Source organism: Polaromonas sp. (assembly GCF_031411155.1).
GTDB lineage: Bacteria > Pseudomonadota > Gammaproteobacteria > Burkholderiales > Burkholderiaceae_C > Polaromonas.
In genome coordinates, this window is the sequence record NZ_JANOAL010000048.1 from 12,478 (window position 1) to 32,488 (window position 20,011).

The 20,011-nt window shown below is 61.5% G+C and carries 15 protein-coding genes; 3 read left to right on the plus strand and 12 right to left on the minus strand.

Annotated elements, in window-relative coordinates; genetic code table 11:
- Positions 1–66: 66 nt before the first annotated feature.
- The 11 genes from RMO23_RS02470 to RMO23_RS02520 all read right to left on the minus strand — a co-directional run bounded on the left by RMO23_RS02470 (position 67) and on the right by RMO23_RS02520 (position 15,399).
- Positions 67–4,809, minus strand: a complete 4,743-nt coding sequence (locus tag RMO23_RS02470) for a glutamate synthase-related protein (protein WP_309678514.1) — start codon at positions 4,807–4,809, stop codon at positions 67–69.
- Positions 4,810–4,998: 189 nt separating this feature from the next.
- Complete coding sequence (locus RMO23_RS02475; protein ID WP_309678515.1) at positions 4,999–5,697, minus strand: REP-associated tyrosine transposase; 699 nt, start codon at positions 5,695–5,697, stop codon at positions 4,999–5,001.
- 81 nt (positions 5,698–5,778) lie between these two features.
- On the minus strand, positions 5,779–6,939 hold the full coding sequence (locus tag RMO23_RS02480) for an ABC transporter substrate-binding protein (RefSeq protein WP_405041552.1): 1,161 nt from the start codon (positions 6,937–6,939) through the stop codon (positions 5,779–5,781).
- Between the two features lie 192 nt (positions 6,940–7,131).
- A complete protein-coding gene (locus tag RMO23_RS02485; RefSeq protein WP_309678517.1) occupies positions 7,132–8,337 on the minus strand; it encodes a deoxyguanosinetriphosphate triphosphohydrolase in 1,206 nt (401 codons plus the stop codon).
- A 94-nt stretch (positions 8,338–8,431) separates the two neighbouring features.
- Positions 8,432–9,547 carry a 3-dehydroquinate synthase gene (gene aroB, locus RMO23_RS02490; RefSeq protein ID WP_309678518.1) on the minus strand — a complete coding sequence of 372 codons (1,116 nt, stop codon included), beginning with the start codon at positions 9,545–9,547 and terminating at the stop codon, positions 8,432–8,434.
- A gap of 76 nt (positions 9,548–9,623) precedes the next feature.
- Complete coding sequence (locus RMO23_RS02495; protein WP_309678540.1) at positions 9,624–10,148, minus strand: shikimate kinase; 525 nt, start codon at positions 10,146–10,148, stop codon at positions 9,624–9,626.
- A 158-nt stretch (positions 10,149–10,306) separates the two neighbouring features.
- A complete protein-coding gene (pilQ, locus tag RMO23_RS02500) occupies positions 10,307–12,424 on the minus strand; it encodes a type IV pilus secretin PilQ (protein WP_309678519.1) in 2,118 nt (705 codons plus the stop codon).
- Positions 12,421–12,972: a pilus assembly protein PilP gene (locus RMO23_RS02505; RefSeq protein WP_309678520.1), complete on the minus strand. Its 552-nt coding sequence runs from the start codon at positions 12,970–12,972 to the stop codon at positions 12,421–12,423. Before RMO23_RS02505 ends, pilQ begins: the two co-directional genes overlap by 4 nt.
- The gene (locus RMO23_RS02510; RefSeq protein WP_309678521.1) at positions 12,969–13,637 is read right to left on the minus strand and encodes a type 4a pilus biogenesis protein PilO; all 669 of its coding nucleotides are present in this window, start codon (positions 13,635–13,637) and stop codon (positions 12,969–12,971) included. The genes RMO23_RS02505 and RMO23_RS02510 overlap by 4 nt, the downstream gene beginning before the upstream one ends.
- Positions 13,638–13,660: 23 nt before the next feature.
- Positions 13,661–14,323: a PilN domain-containing protein gene (locus RMO23_RS02515; protein WP_309678522.1), complete on the minus strand. Its 663-nt coding sequence runs from the start codon at positions 14,321–14,323 to the stop codon at positions 13,661–13,663.
- A complete protein-coding gene (locus RMO23_RS02520; protein ID WP_309678523.1) occupies positions 14,320–15,399 on the minus strand; it encodes a pilus assembly protein PilM in 1,080 nt (359 codons plus the stop codon). Before RMO23_RS02520 ends, RMO23_RS02515 begins: the two co-directional genes overlap by 4 nt.
- A gap of 268 nt (positions 15,400–15,667) precedes the next feature.
- Here RMO23_RS02520 and RMO23_RS02525 point away from each other — a divergent pair, with 268 nt between their 5' ends.
- A complete protein-coding gene (locus tag RMO23_RS02525) occupies positions 15,668–18,073 on the plus strand; it encodes a penicillin-binding protein 1A (protein ID WP_309678524.1) in 2,406 nt (801 codons plus the stop codon).
- A 51-nt stretch (positions 18,074–18,124) separates the two neighbouring features.
- Here RMO23_RS02525 and cyaY read toward each other — a convergent pair whose 3' ends face one another.
- On the minus strand, positions 18,125–18,469 hold the full coding sequence (cyaY, locus tag RMO23_RS02530) for an iron donor protein CyaY (protein ID WP_309678525.1): 345 nt from the start codon (positions 18,467–18,469) through the stop codon (positions 18,125–18,127).
- A gap of 12 nt (positions 18,470–18,481) precedes the next feature.
- Here cyaY and RMO23_RS02535 point away from each other — a divergent pair, with 12 nt between their 5' ends.
- Together RMO23_RS02535 and lysA are read left to right on the plus strand one after the other, a co-directional pair.
- Positions 18,482–18,706: an LPS translocon maturation chaperone LptM gene (locus RMO23_RS02535; protein ID WP_309678526.1), complete on the plus strand. Its 225-nt coding sequence runs from the start codon at positions 18,482–18,484 to the stop codon at positions 18,704–18,706.
- Positions 18,703–20,010: a diaminopimelate decarboxylase gene (gene lysA, locus RMO23_RS02540; RefSeq protein ID WP_309678527.1), complete on the plus strand. Its 1,308-nt coding sequence runs from the start codon at positions 18,703–18,705 to the stop codon at positions 20,008–20,010. The genes RMO23_RS02535 and lysA overlap by 4 nt, the downstream gene beginning before the upstream one ends.
- Position 20,011: the final 1 nt, after the last annotated feature.

Consider the following 20,011-nt stretch of genomic DNA (forward strand, 5'->3'; position numbering starts at 1 on the left):
CGGGCACATGCAGCTATTAAAACAATAGCAATTAATGAGCGTGAAGCGATTCAGGCGGGGGTGGCCTTATTTGGCCCCCACCGCTTCCAGGTTGGTGGCGACCTGCGAACGCGTGGTTTCGGTGGCCGCTTCCAGCCGGCGCTCCTTGCGCTCGATCAGCGCCCGCTTGTACTCATTCGGGAACACCTTGACAAACTTCAGCCGAGCTTCGCTCCAGTGATCGAGCAGTTCGCGTGCGCGCTTGCTGCCGGTCCAGCGGTTGTGCTCCTGCAGCAGGCGTTTGAGGATTTCCTCGTCGCTTTCGCCGGCATGCCAGTCCGACTTGTCATGGCTGTGCTGATCGGCCGTGCTGATCACCTTGTCCATGGACACCATGGCGGTGTTGCAACGGCTGGCAAACTGCCCGTCTTCGTCATAGACATAGGCCACGCCGCCGCTCATGCCGGCGGCAAAGTTGCGGCCGGTCTTGCCCAGCACCGCCACCGTGCCGCCGGTCATGTACTCGCAGCCATGGTCGCCGGTGCCTTCGACGACCGCCGTGGCGCCCGACAGTCGCACCGCAAAACGCTCACCGGCCACGCCGCTGAAGAAGGCTTCGCCGGTGGTCGCGCCATACAGCACGGTATTGCCGACGATGGTGTTTTTGTGCGACTCACCGCGAAAATCGATGCTGGGACGCACCACGATGCGGCCGCCACTGAGGCCCTTGCCAGTGTAGTCATTGGCGTCGCCAATCAGGTACAGCGTGATGCCCTTAGCCAGAAAGGCGCCAAAGGACTGGCCGCCGGTGCCTTCGAGCTGGATGCGCAGCGTGTCGTCGGGAAGGCCCTCGGGCCGCAGGCGCGTCAGTTCGCCCGACAGCATGGCGCCTACGGTACGGTTGACATTGCGCGCGACCTCGATGAACTGGACCTTCTCGCCTTTTTCCAGCGCGGCCCTGGATTTTTCAATCAGCCGCACATCGAGTGCTTTTTCAAGCCCATGCTCCTGCTGGTTCATGTGCATGCGCGGCACATCGGCCGGTACATTGGGCTGGTAAAACAGGCGGCTGAAATCGAGGCCGCTGGCCTTCCAGTGTTCGACGCCTTTTTGGGTGTCGAGCAGGTCGGCGCGGCCAATCAGCTCGTCAAAGGTGCGCAGGCCGAGTTGCGCCATCAGCTGGCGCGCTTCCTCGGCGACAAAGAAGAAATAGTTGACCACATGCTCGGGCTTGCCGCTGAACTTCTGGCGCAGCAGCGGGTCTTGCGTCGCCACCCCGACCGGGCAGGTGTTGAGGTGGCATTTGCGCATCATGATGCAGCCCTCGACCACCAGCGGTGCCGTGGCAAAGCCGAATTCATCGGCGCCCAGCAGCGCGCCTATCACCACGTCGCGGCCGGTTTTCATCTGGCCGTCGGCCTGCACGCGAATCCGGCCCCTGAGCCGATTCAGCACCAGCGTCTGCTGGGTCTCGGCCAGGCCGATTTCCCACGGCGAGCCGGCATGCTTGATCGACGACCAGGGCGAGGCCCCGGTGCCACCGTCATGGCCGGCAATCACCACGTGATCGGACTTGGCCTTGGCCACGCCGGCGGCAATCGTGCCGACACCGACTTCGCTGACCAGCTTGACGCTGATGCTGGCGCGCGGGTTGACGTTTTTCAGATCGTGAATCAGCTGCGCCAGGTCTTCGATCGAATAAATGTCGTGGTGCGGCGGCGGCGAGATCAAACCGACGCCGGGCACCGAGTAGCGCAGCGCGCCAATGTATTCGCTGACCTTGCCGCCGGGCAGCTGGCCGCCCTCGCCCGGTTTGGCGCCCTGCGCCATCTTGATCTGGATCTGGTCGGCCGACACCAGGTATTCGGCGGTGACGCCAAAACGGCCCGACGCCACCTGCTTGATTTTCGAGCGCAGTGAATCGCCCGCCTGCAACGGCAAGTCGACCTCGACCTGTTTCGGGCCGATCACGCTTTTCAGCGTCTCGCCCTGCTTGATCGTGATGCCCTTGAGCTCCTGCCGGTAGCGCGCCGGATCTTCACCACCCTCGCCGGTGTTGCTCTTGCCGCCGATGCGGTTCATGGCCACGGCCAGCGTGGCGTGCGCTTCGGTGCTGATGGAGCCCAGCGACATGGCGCCGGTGGCAAAGCGCTTGACGATTTCCTTGGCCGGCTCGACCTCGTCAATCGGAATCGCCTTACTCGGGTCGATCTTGAACTCGAACAGGCCGCGCAAGGTCATGTGGCGGCGGTTCTGGTCGTTGATGAGCTGGGCGTATTCCTTGTAGGTGTTCCAGTTGTTGGAGCGCGTGGAATGCTGCAGCTTGGCAATCGCGTCGGGCGTCCACATGTGGTCTTCGCCGCGCACGCGCCAGGCGTATTCGCCGCCGGCGTCCAGCGTGTTGGCCAGTACCGGGTCGTTGCTGAAGGCGGCGCGGTGCATGCGCAGCGCTTCCTCGGCAATCTCGAACACGCCCATGCCTTCGACCTGGCTGGCGGTGCCGGTGAAGAATTTGGCAACCGTGTCGCGGCTCAATCCAATCGCCTCGAACAGTTGCGCGCCGCAGTAGCTCATGTAGGTCGACACGCCCATCTTGGACATGATCTTGGACAGGCCCTTGCCGATGGCCTTGGTGTAGTTGTAAACCGCTTTTTCCAGGCTCAGGTCGCCCGGCAGGCCGGTGAACAGCTCGGCCAGGGTTTCCATCGCCAGGTAGGGGTGAACCGCCTCGGCGCCGTAGCCGGCCAGCACCGCAAAGTGGTGCACCTCGCGCGCCGAACCGGTCTCGACCACCAGGCCGGCCGTGGTGCGCAAGCCTTCCTTCACCAAATGCTGGTGAATCGCCGACAGCGCCAGCAGCGCCGGGATGGCAACCTGGGTGGCGCTGACGCCGCGGTCGCTGATGATCAAAATGTTCTTGCCGTCCTTGATCGCATCGACCGCTTCGGCGCAGAGCGAAGCCAGCTTGGCCTCCACGCCCTCATGGCCCCAGGCCAGCGGGTAGGTGATGTCCAGCGTGTAGCTCTTGAACTTGCCCTGGGTGTGCGCCTCGATGTTGCGCAGCTTGTGCATGTCGGCCACATTGAGCACCGGCTGGCTGACCTCGAGCCGCATTGGCGGGTTGACCTGGTTGATGTCGAGCAGATTCGGCTTGGGGCCGATGAAGGACACCAGCGACATCACGATGGCTTCGCGGATCGGGTCTATCGGCGGATTCGTCACCTGCGCAAACAACTGCTTGAAGTAGTTGTAAAGCGGCTTGTTCTTGTTGGACAGCACGGCCAGCGGGCTGTCGTTGCCCATGGAACCGGTAGCCTCTTCGCCATTGGTGGCCATGGGCGACATCAAAAACTTGATGTCCTCCTGCGTGTAGCCAAAGGCCTGCTGAAGGTCCAGCAGCGCAAGGTCATGCTGGCGGCTGGCCGGCGCGGCAGCGGCGGTCGGTTTGTCAGCCACATCGTCGAGCTTGATGCGCAGGTTTTCAATCCACTGCTTGTAGGGCTTGCTGTGGGCCAGCGTGGCCTTGATTTCCTCGTCATCGACCATGCGGCCCTGCTCCAGGTCAATCAGGAACATTTTGCCGGGCTGCAAACGCCATTTGCGCACGATCTTGTGCTCAGGGATGGGCAGCACGCCCGACTCGGACGCCATGATGACCAGGTCGTCGTCGGTCACGCAGTAGCGCGAGGGGCGCAGACCGTTGCGGTCCAGCGTCGCGCCAATCTGCCGGCCGTCGGTGAAGACGATGGAGGCCGGACCGTCCCAGGGCTCCAGCATGGCGGCGTGGTACTCGTAAAAGGCCTTGCGGCGTTCGTCCATGGTGGTGTGCTGCTCCCACGGCTCGGGGATCATCATCATCACCGCCTGGCTGATGGGGTAGCCGGCCATGGTCAGCAGTTCCAGGCAGTTGTCAAAGGTGGCGGTGTCGGACTGGCTGGCAAAGCTGATCGGGTAGAGCTTTTGCAGGTCGGCACCCAGCACCGGCGAGGACATCACGCCTTCGCGCGCCTTCATCCAGTTGTAGTTGCCCTTGACGGTGTTGATCTCGCCGTTGTGCGCCACATAGCGGTAGGGGTGGGCCAGCGGCCACTCGGGGAAGGTGTTGGTCGAAAAGCGCTGGTGCACCAGACCGAGTGCAGAAACACAGCGGGTGTCAGTGAGATCAAGGTAGTAAGTACCCACCTGATCGGCCAGCAGCAGGCCCTTGTAAACCACCGTGCGGCTGGACATGCTGGGCACGTAATACTCTTTGCTGTGCGTCAGCTGCAGGTTCTGGATGGCGGCGCTGGCGGTTTTGCGGATCACATACAGCTTGCGCTCCAGCGCATCCTGCACGATGACATCGTTGCCACGGCCGATAAAAATCTGGCGCAGTATGGGTTCCTTTTCGCGCACCGTGGGCGACATCGGCATGTCACGGTTGACCGGCACGTCGCGCCAGCCCAGCAGCACCTGGCCCTCGGCCTTGACGGCACGCTCCAGCGCCTGCTCGCAGGCCAGGCGCGAGGCATGCTCCTTGGGCAAAAACACCATGCCCACGCCGTATTCGCCGGGCGGCGGCAGTTGCACGCCCTGCCTGGCCATTTCCTCGCGGTAGAGCGCGTCGGGCAGCTGGATCAGGATGCCGGCGCCGTCACCCATCAGCTTGTCGGCCCCCACCGCACCCCGGTGATCCAGGTTTTCCAGGATCTTCAGGCCCTGCTGGACGATCGCATGGCTTTTATGGCCCTTGATGTGGGCCACAAAGCCGACGCCGCAGGCATCGTGCTCATTGGCGCCCGAGTACAAACCGTGTTGTTCAAAGTGTTGGATTTCAGCAGCCGTGGTCATGGCAGTTCCTCGTCGGTGGATTCAGGTTTTTTCGCAGGAATGTGAGCATAGTGCACTGCAACAAGAATGCCAAGTACTTTAATTGGGGTCAGATTCCAATTAAATCCCAATAAAATCAATCAACATTTAATTGGGGACATATTAAATTTCGATGATATTCGGATCATTTTTCGGTCGTCCATGGTTTTTTCAGGAGGTTTGCGGCTTGCCTGCCGGGCGTCCGGGCCGGATCTTCTGAACCCGTCTGTCAGTTCTTTTCTGCAAATCGGCCACGAATTTTTCATCACCCAGTGCCCAGCCGCTCAGGACGGAACGGGTTAACGCACTTTGCTGGGCCGGGCTGATACCGGCCCGCACCAATTCGGCGTAAGCCGCTTCGCGTGCGAACGGGGTATTGCCCAAGGTCCAGAACAGCGGATGCGGCGTTACCAGGCTGTCGGCGCGCAGGCCGGCGTAGTGGCCGTGGCTGGACCAGGGGTAGTCTTTGGCTTCTGCCACCATGCCGGCGCGCACCGGGTTGAGGTCGATATAGGCCATGCAGGCCAGCAGGTAACGGTCGGTTTCGATCAGGGTGGAGCGGTAGCGCCCTTCCCACAAGGTGCCGCTGCGGCCCTGCCTGTCGTTGAAGTAACGCACGTAACGCCGTCCGACGGCCTGCAGCATCTGGGGCAGACCCTCAGGCGTTTGCGGCGTGGCGAGCAAATGGAAATGGTTGCTCATCAACACATAGGCATGCACGGCCACGTCGAATTTTTGGGCGTTTTCAGCCAGCAGGTCCAGCAGCATCTGGTAGTCGGCCGTGGCTGCAAATATGGCCTGCCGGTTATTGCCGCGCTGGATGACGTGATGCGGGTAGCCGGGAACGGTCAGGCGGGGTAGACGGGCCATGGGATGCAAGGAATGAAGTTTGCTCCATGGTAATTGGAGTCTGACCCCAATAAGGATTTCCAATAGATATCTGGGTTCGTATCAGCGGATGATCTTGCCGTTCGGCGTAATGCTGACCAGGTCAATCGCGCGAACCGATTCGTATTTTTTGGCGCGCAGGTTGACGCGAAAGCCGCCCGCGTCGTAATCGGTCATCGAGGCGAAGGCTCTTTGCAGGGCCGCCCGGTCGGGCTTGCTGCTTCCCGGGTTGGCCGCCATGCTGCGGCGCACGCCTTCGGCAAAGCTGCGCGCGGCAATATAGCCCTCGACGCTTTCGTAACTCGGCGCCTGGTCGGTGTCATTCAGCGCGTCGAGGTACTCCTTGATGATCAAGGTGCCGGTGCTGCGCGGCGACGGAACCACCTGGGAGATCACGATGCCGCCAATCTCCTTGCCGAGGGCGCTGAACAAGGGGTCAATCCCGACCACCGAAAAATTCAAAAACTGGCCGGCAAAACCGGTGCGGCGCATCTTGCGGATAAAGGCGGCCGAGGAATTGAACAGGCTGACCTGGATGATGGCCTGCGGTTTGGCGCTCATCAACTGCGAGACGGCGGCATCGACCTTGTCGCTGTTGACCGGTGACATGGCGCTGGCCACCAGCGGAGGGAGCTTGAGGTCGCTCAGCGCCTGGCTGACGGCGGCCAGCCCGGCGCGCCCCATGGCGTCGTCCTCGGCAAAGACGGCAATGCGGTCCCAGTTAAGCGTGGCGCAGTGGCGCACCATTTTGAAGGCTTCATCAGACAGGGCCGGACGCACATGAAACACGTTGCTCAAGGCAGGATCGTGCAGCGCATCGGACGCGGCAAACGGCGCAAAAAATGGTATGCCCGTGGTCTGGGCCACGGCAAAGGCTGCGTCGCAGCCGGCGGTGCCGGCAGAGCCGAACAGCGCGTCCACGCCCTGCTCCATCAGCTGCCGGGCATTGCCGGCAGCCTTGGCGGGGTTGTAGCCGTCGTCCAGTGTCTTGACTTCAATTTTGTAGCCCGCCACACCATTCCTGGCATTGAGCGCATCGAAATAGATTTTGGCGCCATTGAAGTAGGCCAGACCGATCTGGTCGGCCGCGCCGGTAAGCGGAACCGACTGGCCCAGCACCAGCTTGCGCGGGCCCTTGGCGGCTTGTCCCCATAGCGCGGGGCTCGCCACGACGGCTGCGCCTGCAACACCCCCCCCGACAAACTGACGTCGATTGAAACCCATGACAAAACCTTTAATAGACGAAGCATGTTTGCGATTGCCACATCGTCAAGGCTGTAACTCTCGCGGGCAAGCCCCGCAGCGTAGCCTGTAAACCTTCAAAAGTCAGCATGGAAAACACCCGCAACACGATCACGCCATTCGTGGTCATCGGGATCCGCTTGCAATGGCAAAGTCGGCCGCGCAGGCCAGCCCTCAACCCGGAAATGCCGCGCGGCCCTTGAGGCGCTCATGCTCTTTGGTGGCAAAACGGTCCGTCATGCCGGCAATGTAGTCGGCCACCACCCGCTCCGGTTTGGCGCCCGCGGTGGGGGGCATATCGATGCCGTCGATGCGGTCGGTGTGCGCCTGCGGCATTTGCGCCGGGTCGGCCATGTAAACCTCAAACAGCTCGCGCATGACGTGTTTGGCGGCCTGGGTGGTCTGCATGACTTGCGGATGGCGGTACAAATTCTGGAGCAAAAAGCGCTTGAGAGACGCCGACTGCACCGCCATGCTGCCCGAAAAGCCGACCAGTGCAGCATGTTGGCGAACGTCCTGCACGCTGGACGGCGCGGCCTGCCGCAGCGCCGATCCGGTCGCATCCATCACGTCGTAGACCTGCGCGCTGAGCATGCGCCGTATGGTTTCAAACAGCAGGCGCCGACCCTGCAGACCAGGATGCGCGCCAAGCGATTCGCGGCGGTACTGGCTGAACAGTTCCACCTCATCGAGCTGCTCCAGGCTCAGCAAACCGGAGCGCACCCCGTCATCAATGTCGTGAGCGTTGTAGGCAATTTCATCGGCCAGATTGGCCAGTTGGGCCTCCAGGCTGGGTTGCTGCGGCCTGGGCCGCCCGGCAGTTGTGGCAGGCGCCAGAAAGCGCTGCGCCACGCCGCCCGGCTCGCGCGCCTCGATATGCCGGGCGTTGCGGCGGGAGCAGTGCTTGAGGATGCCTTCCCGCGTTTCAAAACTCAGGTTCAGGCCGTTGTAGGCCGGGTAGCGTTCTTCCAGCGCATCGACCACCCGCAGGCTCTGCAGGTTGTGCTCGAAGCCGGCGCTGTCGGGGTTGTGGTTTTTCAGGCATTGGTTCAGGGCATCCTGCCCGGCGTGGCCGAACGGCGTGTGCCCCAGGTCATGGGCCAGGGCAATCGCCTCGACCAGGTCTTCGTTGAGCCGCAGCGTGCGGGCGATGGAACGGCCGAGCTGCGCCACCTCCAGCGAATGCGTCAGGCGGGTGCGAAACAGATCGCCCTCGTGGTTCAGAAAGACCTGGGTTTTGTAGACCAGCCGGCGAAACGCGGTGGAATGCACGATCCGGTCGCGGTCGCGCTGAAACTCGGAGCGGGTCGGCGCGGCGGGTTCAGGGTAGCGCCGGCCGCGCGACAGAGCCGGGTCACAGGCATAGGCTGCCAGGGTCATGATTTAGTGAACAAACTGGCCGCCAGCCTTTACAGAACATGCACACACAGCTATTGTTTTAATAGCAATCAATATCGGAATCCGCTGCCTCGGCTCAGGCACAGCAGGCATCAATGACTTCCCGCACCAGAGCGTCGGGCGCGGGGCGCAGCACAGCTTTGCCGGGACCCTCAATCAGCACAAAGCGGATTTCACCGGCTTCGGATTTCTTGTCGATGCGCATCAGCGCCAGATAGCGGCCAGCGTTGTCGCTGACCGACAGCCGGGGCCCCTTCACGGGCAGACCCGCCGCCTGCACCAGCCGGGTCAGGCGCTCGACGAAAGCCGTGTCAACCAGCCCCAGCCGCTGCGACAACTGCGCCGCCATCACCATGCCGCAGCCCACGCCCTCGCCATGCAGCCATTCGCCATAACCGAGTCCGGATTCGATCGCGTGGCCGAAGGTGTGGCCAAAATTCAGGATGGCGCGCAGGCCCGACTCGCGTTCGTCCAGCCCGACCACCCAGGCCTTGATCTCGCAACTGCGCCGGATGGCATGCGCCAGCGCGGCCGGTTCCCTGGCCAGCAGCGCTTGCAGATTGGCTTCGATCCAGCCGAAAAACGCCATGTCGGCAATCGGCCCGTACTTGATGATTTCGGCCAGACCGGCACTGAGTTCGCGCGGCGGCAGGGTCTGCAGCACATCCAGGTCGCAGACCACCAGCTGCGGCTGGTAAAACGCCCCTATCATGTTTTTGCCCAGCGGGTGGTTGATGGCGGTTTTGCCGCCGACCGAGGAATCCACCTGAGCCAGCAAGGTGGTGGGCAGTTGCACAAAGGGCACGCCGCGCATGTAGCTGGCCGCGGCAAAGCCAGTCATGTCACCCACCACGCCACCGCCCAGTGCAAACAGCACGGTTTTGCGGTCACAGCCGTTTTCCAGCAAGGCGTCGAAAATCAGCTGCAGGGTCGGCCAGTCCTTGTGCGCCTCGCCATCGGGCAGGGTCACCAGCAGCACTTTGTCATAGCGCGCTTGCAGGGTTTGCATGAGCTGCGCCGCATACAGCGGTGCGACAGTCGTGTTGGTCACCACCAGCGCCGTTTGCGCCTTGGGTAAATACTGATAAGTCAGCGCATTGCCCAGCAGTTTTGGACCAATGGTGATGGGATAGCTGCGCTCGGCCAGATCAATCTGGACCTGGGCTGGCGGGAGATCAGGATTTGCTTGCATGGCTGCAAGTGTAGAGGCTCGAACCAGCCCGGCGGGCACAACGGACTTTGCCGCGGCTACCGGGAATAGGCGGCCATCAAGGCGCAGAAAGCACGCCCGCCAGCTCCAGTTGCATCACGATCATGTTGACCAGCGTGGCGACCGAAGGGCGCCCGGTTTCAATCACAAACTGCGCGGTTTCCCGATAAAGCGGGTCGCGGGCCGTGTAAAGATCGCGCAAACGGCTCAGCGGATCGGCGACCTGCAGCAATGGCCGGTTCTGGTCATGGCGCAAGCGGCGAAACACCTCTTCCGGGGCAGAGTGCAGATATACCACCTGGGTGCGTCCGCGCAAATGGGCCCGATTGGCGGGACGCAGCACCGCCCCGCCGCCAGTGGAGATCACGCACGACCCTTCCTGGGTCAGCTCATCCATCACTTGTTGTTCCAGATCGCGAAAAGCCGCCTCCCCTTCGCGTTCGAAAAACTCACGGATGGAGCAGGCAATGCGCTGCTCGATGACCTGGTCCGAATCAACAAAACGCAAGCCCAGCCGCCGGGCCAATTGCCTGCCCACGGTGGATTTACCGGAGCCGGGCAGGCCCACGCAGGCGATTTTCAACGGGTGTTCAGTCACTTGAGTTTGGGTGTCGTCGGCTCAAGGCGAGGGTAACAGAGCCGCCCTGCCCCGGTGTGACGCAGCGCGGCAGAAAAAGACACCTCGCCGCTCCGCGACGCCGCCTTGCTCGCCCACAGCGCCCATAGGGCGCGCCACATCGCTTAACGCAGGGCCGCCCCGTTGGTCAGCATTTTAGGCGTGATGAAGACCAGCAGTTCGGTCTTGGTGGCGGTGCGGGTCCGGGTCTTGAACAGGTTGCCGATGGCCGGCAAATCGCCCAGCAACGGCACCTTGGTTTCATCTTCCCTGTCGTTCTGCTCGTAAATGCCACCAATCACTACCGTTCCGCCATTCTCGACCAGCACCTGCGTCTGGATATGCTTGGTATCGATGGCAAAACCGTTGGACGTGGAGCGGCCGACGCTGTCCTTGTTGACATCCACATTCAGGATAATGTTGCCCTCTGGCGTGATCTGTGGCGTCACCTCGAGCTTCAGATTGGCCTTGCGAAAGGCAATCGAAGTGGCACCGCTGGAGGTCGCCTGCTGGTAGGGCAGTTCGGTACCCTGTTCAATCAGCGCCTTGACCTGGTCGGCGGTCACGATTCGCGGGCTGGAGACAATCTTGCCTTTGCCGTCGGCCTCGGCGGCGGAAATCTCGAGGTTCAGCAAGCGGGTGACCGCCGAGTTGAAGAGCGAGATGGCGAAGGTGGACGCCGGAAAGCCGTTTTGACCTACGCCGGGAAGCTGTACAAAATCGCCCCCCGTGGTTCCCGCAACACCACTCACATAGCTACTTCCGAAAGAATTATTTTTTCCTCCATTGAGCGAAAACGGGTGCCCCCCGAGCCTTACGCCCAGCGATTTTCCAAAGGTATCGCTGGCCTCCACGATGCGTGCTTCGATCAGCACCTGCCGCACTGGCACATCAAGCTTGGCGATCAGTTCCTGCACCTGCTCAAGTTTGGATGGAATATCGGTCACGAACAGCTGGTTGGTACGCGATTCAGCAATCACGCTGCCACGAGTAGACAATATTTTGGTGGCACCCGGACCGCCTGCTCCTTGCAAGCTTGCAGCTATATCCGCCGCTTTTGCGTAATTAAGCTTGAAATCCTGGGTACGAACCGCTTCGAGACTCTGAATGGAATTTTTGGATTCCAGTTCCTGCTTATCCTTGGCCGCCAGTTCGTCCTTGGGCGCAATCAGCAACACGTTGCCGGATTTGCGCATGCCCAGTCCTTTGGCCTGCAAAATAATGTCCAGCGCCTGGTCCCACGGAACGTCTTTCAGGCGCAGGGTGACCGAACCGGTGACGGTGTCGGACGTCACGACGTTGAAGTTGGTGAAGTCGGCAATCACCTGCAGTAGCGAGCGGATTTCAATGTTCTGGAAATTAAGCGACAACTTCTCGCCGTTGTAGCCAGGACCTTGTGTCAGCTTGTTGGCGTCGACCTTTTGCTGGCGTACTTCCAGCACAAACTGGTTGTCACTCTGGTAGGCACTGTGCTCCCACGCGCCTTTGGGCTCGACCACCATGCGGACCTTGTCGCCCGACTGGAAAGTGGTCACGGTTTGAATCGGGGTGCCAAAATCGGCCACGTCGAGACGGCGACGCAGGCCCTCGGGCAAGGCAGTCTTCAGAAATTCGACCACCAGTGTCTGGCCTTGCTGGCGAATGTCCACCCCGACCTGGTTGTTGGCCAGTCCGACAATAATGCGCCCCGCACTATCGGCACCGCGGCGAAAATCAATGTCCTTGAGCGGCAGGGTGTCCCGGTTGCGGCTTTCGGCAAATACCGGCGCGGCAGCCACGGAAGGGGCCGCCGCCGTCGCCTGCTCAAGGGTAATCAGCAAGGACTTGCCCTGGATCTCGGCCTTGTACGCGGTCGGGGTTTTCAGGTTAAGCACCACGCGCGTGCGCTCGCCGGCCTGCACCACATTGGCCGAACGCAGGTTGCCGAGGTTGAGGTCCACCGCCGTGCGCCCCATGGAGTTGCTGACCCCCGGAAAATCAAGTGCAATGCGCGCTGGGGTCTGGATCGTAAAGCCGGTCGGCAAGGCGGTCAGCGGCTGGGCCAGATCAATGCGGATCACCTCGGTGCCGCCCTGGATGGAACCCGAAACCGCCTCGATGGCATTCTGCGCCTGCGCCAGCGTCGGCGCGCTGGCCGCGCACAATGCCACGACCAGCGATGCGCTCCCGACCACTCGCCCAAGCAGACGTTGCAGGCCGCTGCGCACCGACCCCGCCTCTGATACCCATGTCTGCTTGTTCATTTTGTTCCCTCTAAAAGCTGTAATGTCGCCGGCCGCTCTGTCCATTCGCCCGCCGCGTCCTGCACGATTTCCCGCAAGGTGATCCCGGTCTCGGTGACCTTGGTGATGCGGCCATAGTTCTGGCCCAGATAGTTGCCGACCCGCACCTGGTAGATCAGGTTGTCTACCCGAACCAGAGCCACTGGCTGACCCACCTTGATCAGGCTGCCGACCATCACCACGGCATCCAGCGGGGACGCCTCCAGCGGTTCCTTGCGGCGGTTCAGTTCGGGCGCAATCAGGGCCGCATTGGCAGAGACCTGGTTGGCATCGCGCTTCAAAGCCTGCGTCAGCTTCTGGTTGCTGAAGGGCTCAATCGACGCCTCCTGGTTGTAGGCTTGCGGCGAAAATTTGGTCGGCTCCGGCAATGGCTCGATCCGGGGCCTGGTCGCATTGCGCTGCTCGGTCATCCACTGCTGCAACTCCTCCTGCTCGGACGACCCGCAACCGGAGATGCCGATCAGGACCAAGACCAGCCCCGCTGCGACGGCATAGTGAATACGCCTCATTTTTTGGCTCCCGGCACAGTCTTGCGCTGCAAGGCGACCTCGTCACTGTCCAGGTAGCGGAAGGTCTTGGCCGTGGTATCCATGGTCAGGTTGCCATCCTTCAAGGGCACGATGCTTATGTTGTTGAGCGTCACAATGCGTGAGAGATTGGCGATATCGGCCGCAAAAGACCCCATGTCGTGATACTTACCGGTCACCCGCACGGCAATCGGCAACTCGGCGTAATATTCCTTGACGCTGACCTGGCCAGGCCGGAACAGTTCAAACTGCAGACTGCGCCCCAGGCCGGCCTGGTTGATGTCAGACAGCAGGGCATCCATTTCAGCCTTGCTGGGCAGCTGTTTTTCGAGCTGCGTCACGTACTGCTGCACCTGCTCGCGCTGCTTCTTCAGGGCATCCAGATTGACGGCCTGGACCAGTTTTTTCTTGTAGTCTTCCTTCAGTTGCATTTCAGTGGCTTGCTCGGCGGTCAATTCCTCATCGGAAGATTTCAGCCATGCGAACCAGAGCGCCACCACCACAAACACGGCCAGGCCAACGCACAGCAGATAGCGCGGCAAGGCCGGCCAGGACGGTGGATCGTTGGGGTCCAGTCCGGAAAACTGCGCCTTCAGTCTTGCCTGAACGGCGCTGGAGTCGATGGAAATTTTGGGAGTTTTTGCCATGTTCGGTCTCGTTCAAACCCGTGTCACATCTTGGCTGCGGCGGAAGCCGCAGGCTTGGCGGCGACGGCGGGCATGGCGGTAGCGGACGCCGAATTTGCGGGGGCGGAGCTGGCAGCCTTTGGATCGCTGACCCGTTTCAGGCCTACCCGCATGGAAAAATTGGAAACGCGGCGTTGATCGCGCTGACTCAGCGCCACCGTGCTGGCCGTGATTTCCACCAGCTCGGGTTTGGTCAGCCAGGGGCTGTTGTTGGACAAGTTGCGCAGCAATTCCGACACCCGTTCATTGGACTGGGCGACGCCGGTGAGCAGGACCGTCTGGTTGTCCTGCTTCATGCTGTTGATATACACCCCATCGGGCAACTGCCTGACCAGTTCGCTGAGCAGGTAGACCGGCAGGTTGCGGTTGCCCTGCAAATCTTCCACCGCATTTTGCCGCGCCCGCAGTGCCGCAATCTCCGCCTGCAAGGTCGCGATGTCCTTGATCTGGCTTTCCAGCCGGGCGATTTCGGTTTTCAGAAAGGTGTTCTTGCCTCGCTGGCTTTCAATCTGGGCCAGGTACCAGGAGTACACCCCCGCACAGATCAACAGGCCAATCAGCGCGGCAATGCCCAGCGTCGCGAAAAATACCTCCCGCCTGCGCTTGCGCGCAGCTTCGCGGTGCGGGAGCAAATTGACAAGAATCACTGAACAAACCTCCGCAGGGCCAGGCCGCAGGAGGTCAGATAGGAGGAGGCCTCACGCCGCATCTTCTTTTCCCGCACATTGCTGCCGATTTCCATCCCCTCAAAAGGATTGGCCAGCAGGCAGGCAAAAGAAGTCTGCTGAATGACCGAATCGGACAGGCCAGGCAATGCCGATGACCCGCCCGCCAGCATCACGTAGTCCACCTTGTTGTAAGGCGTGCTGGTAAAAAAGAACTGGAGGGCGCGGCCAATTTCCTGCGCCATGCTCTCCACAAAAGGTTTGAGCACGCTGGACTCATAGTCTTCCGGCAAATCACCGCTGCGCTTCTTGCTTTCTGCCTCATCGGATGAAAAGCCATACTGGCGCACAATCAATTGAGTCAGTTGCGCACCGCCAAATGCCTGATCACGCTCGTAAAGTACATCATCATTGCGTATCACCTGCATACTGGTGGTTAACGCACCCACTTCGAACAAGGCGACCATGGTATCCATACCCTTGTTGGGCAGGTTTTCGATCAGTCGTGCCGTCGCCAGCCGGGAGGCGTAGGACTCGACGTCGACCACAATGGGTTTGAGCCCTGCCGCCTCGGCCAGCCCCTGGCGATCCTGCACTTTTTCCTTGCGTGAAGCGGCAATCAGCACTTCCACATCGCCGCTGGAGTTGGCGCTTGGGCCTACCACGCAGAAGTCAAGACTCACTTCGTCGAGTGAAAACGGAATATATTGATTGGCTTCGGATTCGACCTGGATTTCCAGTTCGGCATCGGTCAGGCCACCAGGCAAGATGATTTTCTTGGTGATGACCGCCGAAGCCGGCAAGGCCATGGCCACGCTTTTGGTCCGGGTTCCACTCTTTTTGACGACCCGGCGCACGGCATCGGCCACCTCGTCGAACTTTTCGACATTGCCATCCGTGATCCAGCCGTGTTCCAGCGGCTCGATCGCACAGCGCTCTAGCACCAGCTGCCCGGTCTTGTCGCGGCTCAACTCCACCAGCTTGACGCTGGACGAACTGATATCCAGGCCCAGCAGCGCGGGTTCCTGGCGGTTGAATAACGATCCCAGAGAGATCAAGGCGGTCCCCAAATGACGGCTAATATGTAGCCCTGCATACTTAAGAAATCACTTGAATAGTAGCAGTAAGCTCTTTGTGCAGTAAGGATTTTCCCCGTCCTCTTCGCCTTCAGCGTTGTCAAAAGCAGACGCTTTTAGCGCCTCCTGCAAAATGCAAGCTGAGGCAAAGTACTGCCTGCAAACGTAAAAGTATCGAGTTTTGGACCATTCCTGATACCTTTGGGCATCCGGATTTTTATAATAACTGCGCGACATCACGACTGCCTACATGCCCTCCACGCCTTCCTCTTCCGAGCCAAAATCCGTTCCCGTGCAGCAATCCAATTGGTCGCGGTGGCTGCTCAAAGCCTTCTCCTGGAGCGTCGGTCTGCTGCTGGCGGGAATCGTCGGCGTTGTGCTGTTTGTGGCCGTTGCGCTGGCGGTGGCCTACCCCAACCTGCCCGACATTTCCGAGCTGTCGGATTACCGGCCCAAGCTGCCCCTGCGCGTTTATTCCTCTGACGGCGTTCTGATTGGCGAATTTGGTGAAGAACGGCGCAACCTGACCCCGATCAAGGACATTCCCCAGGTCATGAAAGATGCAGTACTGGCGATAGAGGACGCCCGCTTCTTCTCGCACGGCGGGGTCGACTACATGGGCGTGATGCGCGCCGGCATGGCCAACCTGGGACGGGCCAAGAGCCAGGGGGCGTCGACCATCACCATGCAGGTGGCACGCAATGTGTACCTGTCGGCCGAAAAAAGCTACACCCGCAAGATCTACGAAATCCTGCTGACCTTCAAGCTCGAGCATCTGCTCAGCAAAGACCAGATTCTGGAAATCTACATGAACCAGATTTTTCTGGGCAACCGGGCCTACGGCTTTGCCGCCGCCTCCGAGGCCTACTTCGGCAAGCCCCTGAAAAACGTGTCGATCGCCGAGGCCGCCATGCTGGCAGGCCTGCCGAAAGCGCCCTCGGCCTACAACCCCATCATCAACCCCAAGCGCGCCCGCGCCCGCCAGCTCTACATTATTGAGCGCATGCAGGCCAACGGCTTCATCACAGCCGATCAGGCGCTGACGGCCAAGGAAGAAGAACTGAAGGTCAGGACCGGGCCCGACGCTGGCCGGGTGCACGCCGAATATGTGGCCGAAACCGTGCGCCAGCTGGTCTACAACCAGTATGGCGACGAGACCTACACCCGCGGCCTGAATGTCTACACCACGCTGCGCGCCACCGACCAGACGGTGGCCTACAAGGCCCTGCGCAAGGGCATCATGGATTACGAGCGCCGGCAGATCTACCGCGGTCCGGAAAAATTCATCGACCTGCCGGCCAACCCGCAGGAAACCGAAGATGCGATTGACGACGCGCTGGCCGACAACCCCGACAACGGCGATGTGATGTCGGCCGTGGTGCTGGAAGCCAGCCCGAGGCGGATTGTGGCCATGCGCCAGAACAGCGAAACGGTGGAAATCACTGGTGAAGGCCTCAAACCCGCGCAGTCCGGTCTGGCCGACAAGGCCGGCCCCAACATCCGGATTCGCCGTGGCGCCCTGATCCGCGTGGCCAAAACGCCGAAAAACACCTGGGAAATCACCCAGTTGCCCGAGGTCGAGGGCGCTTTTGTGGCGCTCGACCCGCGCGATGGCGCGGTGCGCGCGCTGGTCGGGGGCTTTGATTTCCAGAAGAACAAGTTCAACCATGTGACCCAGGCCTGGCGCCAGCCGGGCTCCAGTTTCAAGCCCTTCATCTACTCGGCCGCGCTCGAAAAGGGCTTCACGCCGGCCACCGTGATCAACGATGCCCCCTTGTTTTTTGACGCTGGCGTCACCGGTGGCCAACCCTGGGAACCGAAAAACTACGACGGCAACTTCGACGGCCCGATGAGCATGCGGACCGGCCTGAAGAAGTCCAAAAACATGGTCTCCATCCGCATCCTCCAGTCGGTGGGCGCCAAGTATGCGCAGGACTGGATCACCCATTTCGGCTTCGAGGCAGAAAAACACCCGGCCTACCTGACCATGGCGCTGGGCGCCGGCTCGGTCACCCCCATGCTGATGGCCACCGCCTATTCGGTTTTTGCCAACGGTGGCCACCACGTCAACCCCTACCTGATCACCAAAATCAGCGATCAGCGCGGTAAGGTGCTGCTTGACACCCAACCACCGGTGCTTGACGAGTCGTCCCGGGTCATTGATGCCCGCAACGCCTTCATCATGGACAGCCTGCTGCAGGAAGTTGCGCGCTCGGGCACGGCCGCCAAAGCCCAGGCCACACTCAAGCGGCCCGACCTGTTTGGCAAAACCGGCACCACCAACGACTCGATCGACACCTGGTTTGTCGGTTTTCAGCCGACGCTGACGGCAGCGGTCTGGATGGGTTACGACACCCCGAAAAAACTCGGCGACCGCGAGACCGGCGGCGGCCTGAGCCTGCCGATCTGGATCAACTTCATGGAGTACGCGCTCAAGGGGATTCCGGTCTCCGAGTACACGGCGCCCGAAGGCGTGGTCAACATTGGCGGCGAGTGGTACTACAACGAATATGCCCGCGGTGCCGGCGTCAGCAGCGTGGGCACGCAAGACCCGGCGGCGGCCAGCACCGGCCAGTCGTCCGACCCGAACGCGGCGGCTGAGGCGGGACAGCCCTCCGAGGAGAAGAAACGCATTCTGGACCTGTTCAAGAACTGAGGCTCAGAGCGCCGGGGCTGCGTAGAAAAAGGCCCGCGATGCGGGCCTTTTTTATGGCTCGCTGCCGGGCGGCCTGAACAACAGCGCCTGCCCCGCCTGCTCGCTCGCATAGCGCGACAAATTGGCAAAAAACTCGCTGGCGTCCTTGGTATCCGTCCATTGCCCGCTATTGAATTTATAGTGAAACCCGCCGGCTCTGGCGGCCATCCAGATTTCCTGCAGCGGTTTTTGCAGGTTGATGATGATCTGGCTGCGGTTTGAAAACGTCAGCGTGATCATGCCGCCAGTGCGCTGGTTGTCCAGGTCTGCATCGGTTTCATCGTTGATCCGGTCGCAGGCCACCTCGACCGCCTTCAGCGCGCTCTCGGCCAGGTCCTGGTATTGAAGGTCCGTCATTACAATCCTGTCATGGTTTCTCTGCATCAAATTTTAGGCCGCATTCGCGCCTGTAGCCCCCGGCATGGTCTTGTCACGGCGACGCTGGGCGCCGCGGCGCTGGCGGCTTGCGGCCAAAAAGGCCCGCTGTTCCTGCCGGTGCCACCCCAGCTTCCCGTTTCCGCGCCCGCCACCGCGCCGGCGCCCGTTGCGGCCGCGCCCACGTCCCCTGCCTCCCCTGCCTCGGCCGCCCGATGAATCACTTTTCCACCCAAGCCCCTCAGGTCGAGGCCGCAACGCTCCCCGGCCAACCGTTTGTCGCCTACCGCGAGGGCTCGCTTCACCTCGAAAAGGTGGCCCTGTCGGCCCTGGCCCAGCAGCATGGCACGCCGCTGTTTGTTTATTCCAAGGCCGCCATGCTGTCGGCGCTGGCCGCCTACCAGCGCGGTTTTGCCGGCCGCGATGCACAAATCTGCTACGCCATGAAAGCCAATTCCTCGCTCGGCGTGCTGCAGGTGTTTGCCCAGGCCGGCTGCGGCTTTGACATTGTGTCGGGCGGCGAACTGGAGCGGGTGCTGGCTGCGGGCGGCAAGGCCGAAAAAATCATTTTCTCGGGCGTCGGCAAGACCCGCGCCGAGATGCGCCAGGCACTGGCGGCGGGCATAGGCTGCTTCAACGTCGAAAGCGAAGCCGAGCTCGACGTGCTGTCCGACATCGCCCTGGCGATGGCGCTGCAGGCCCCCGTCAGCATTCGCGTCAACCCGAATGTGGACCCGAAAACCCACCCCTATATTTCCACCGGCCTGAAGGGCAACAAGTTTGGCGTGGCGCATGAAGACGCGCTGCGCATTTACCGGCATGCGGCCTCGCTCAAGGGCCTGCAGGTGGTGGGCATCGACTGCCACATCGGCTCGCAGATCACCGAAACCACGCCCTACCTGGACGCGATGGACCGGGTGCTGGACCTGGTTGCCAGCATAGAAGCCGCCGGCATTGCGCTGGCGCACATCGACTTCGGCGGCGGACTGGGCATCAATTACAACAACGACACCCCGCCCGAGGCCGACGCGCTGTGGCGGCAACTGCTGGCCAAACTCGATGCGCGTGGCCATAGCGGCAAAAAACTGATGATAGAGCCCGGCCGCTCGCTGGTCGGCAATGCCGGCGTCTGCCTGACCGAGGTGCTTTACCTCAAACCCGGCGAGCAAAAGAACTTCTGCATCATCGACGCCGCCATGAACGACCTGCCGCGCCCGGCCATGTACCAGGCGTTTCATGCCATCGTGCCGGTGGTCCCCGGTAGCCAGGCCCCAGCCGCAAGCTACGACGTGGTGGGCCCGGTCTGTGAGAGCGGCGACTGGATTGGCCGTGATCGGCAGCTGGCGGTCAGCGCGGGCGATGTGCTGGCGGTGTTGTCGGCGGGCGCGTATTGCATGAGCATGGCCAGCAACTACAACACCCGGGGTCGCGCCGCCGAGGTGCTGGTGGATGGCGGCCAGGCCCACCTGATTCGCCGCCGCGAGAGCGCTGCCGACCAGATGCGCCATGAGCAGCTGGTCTGAA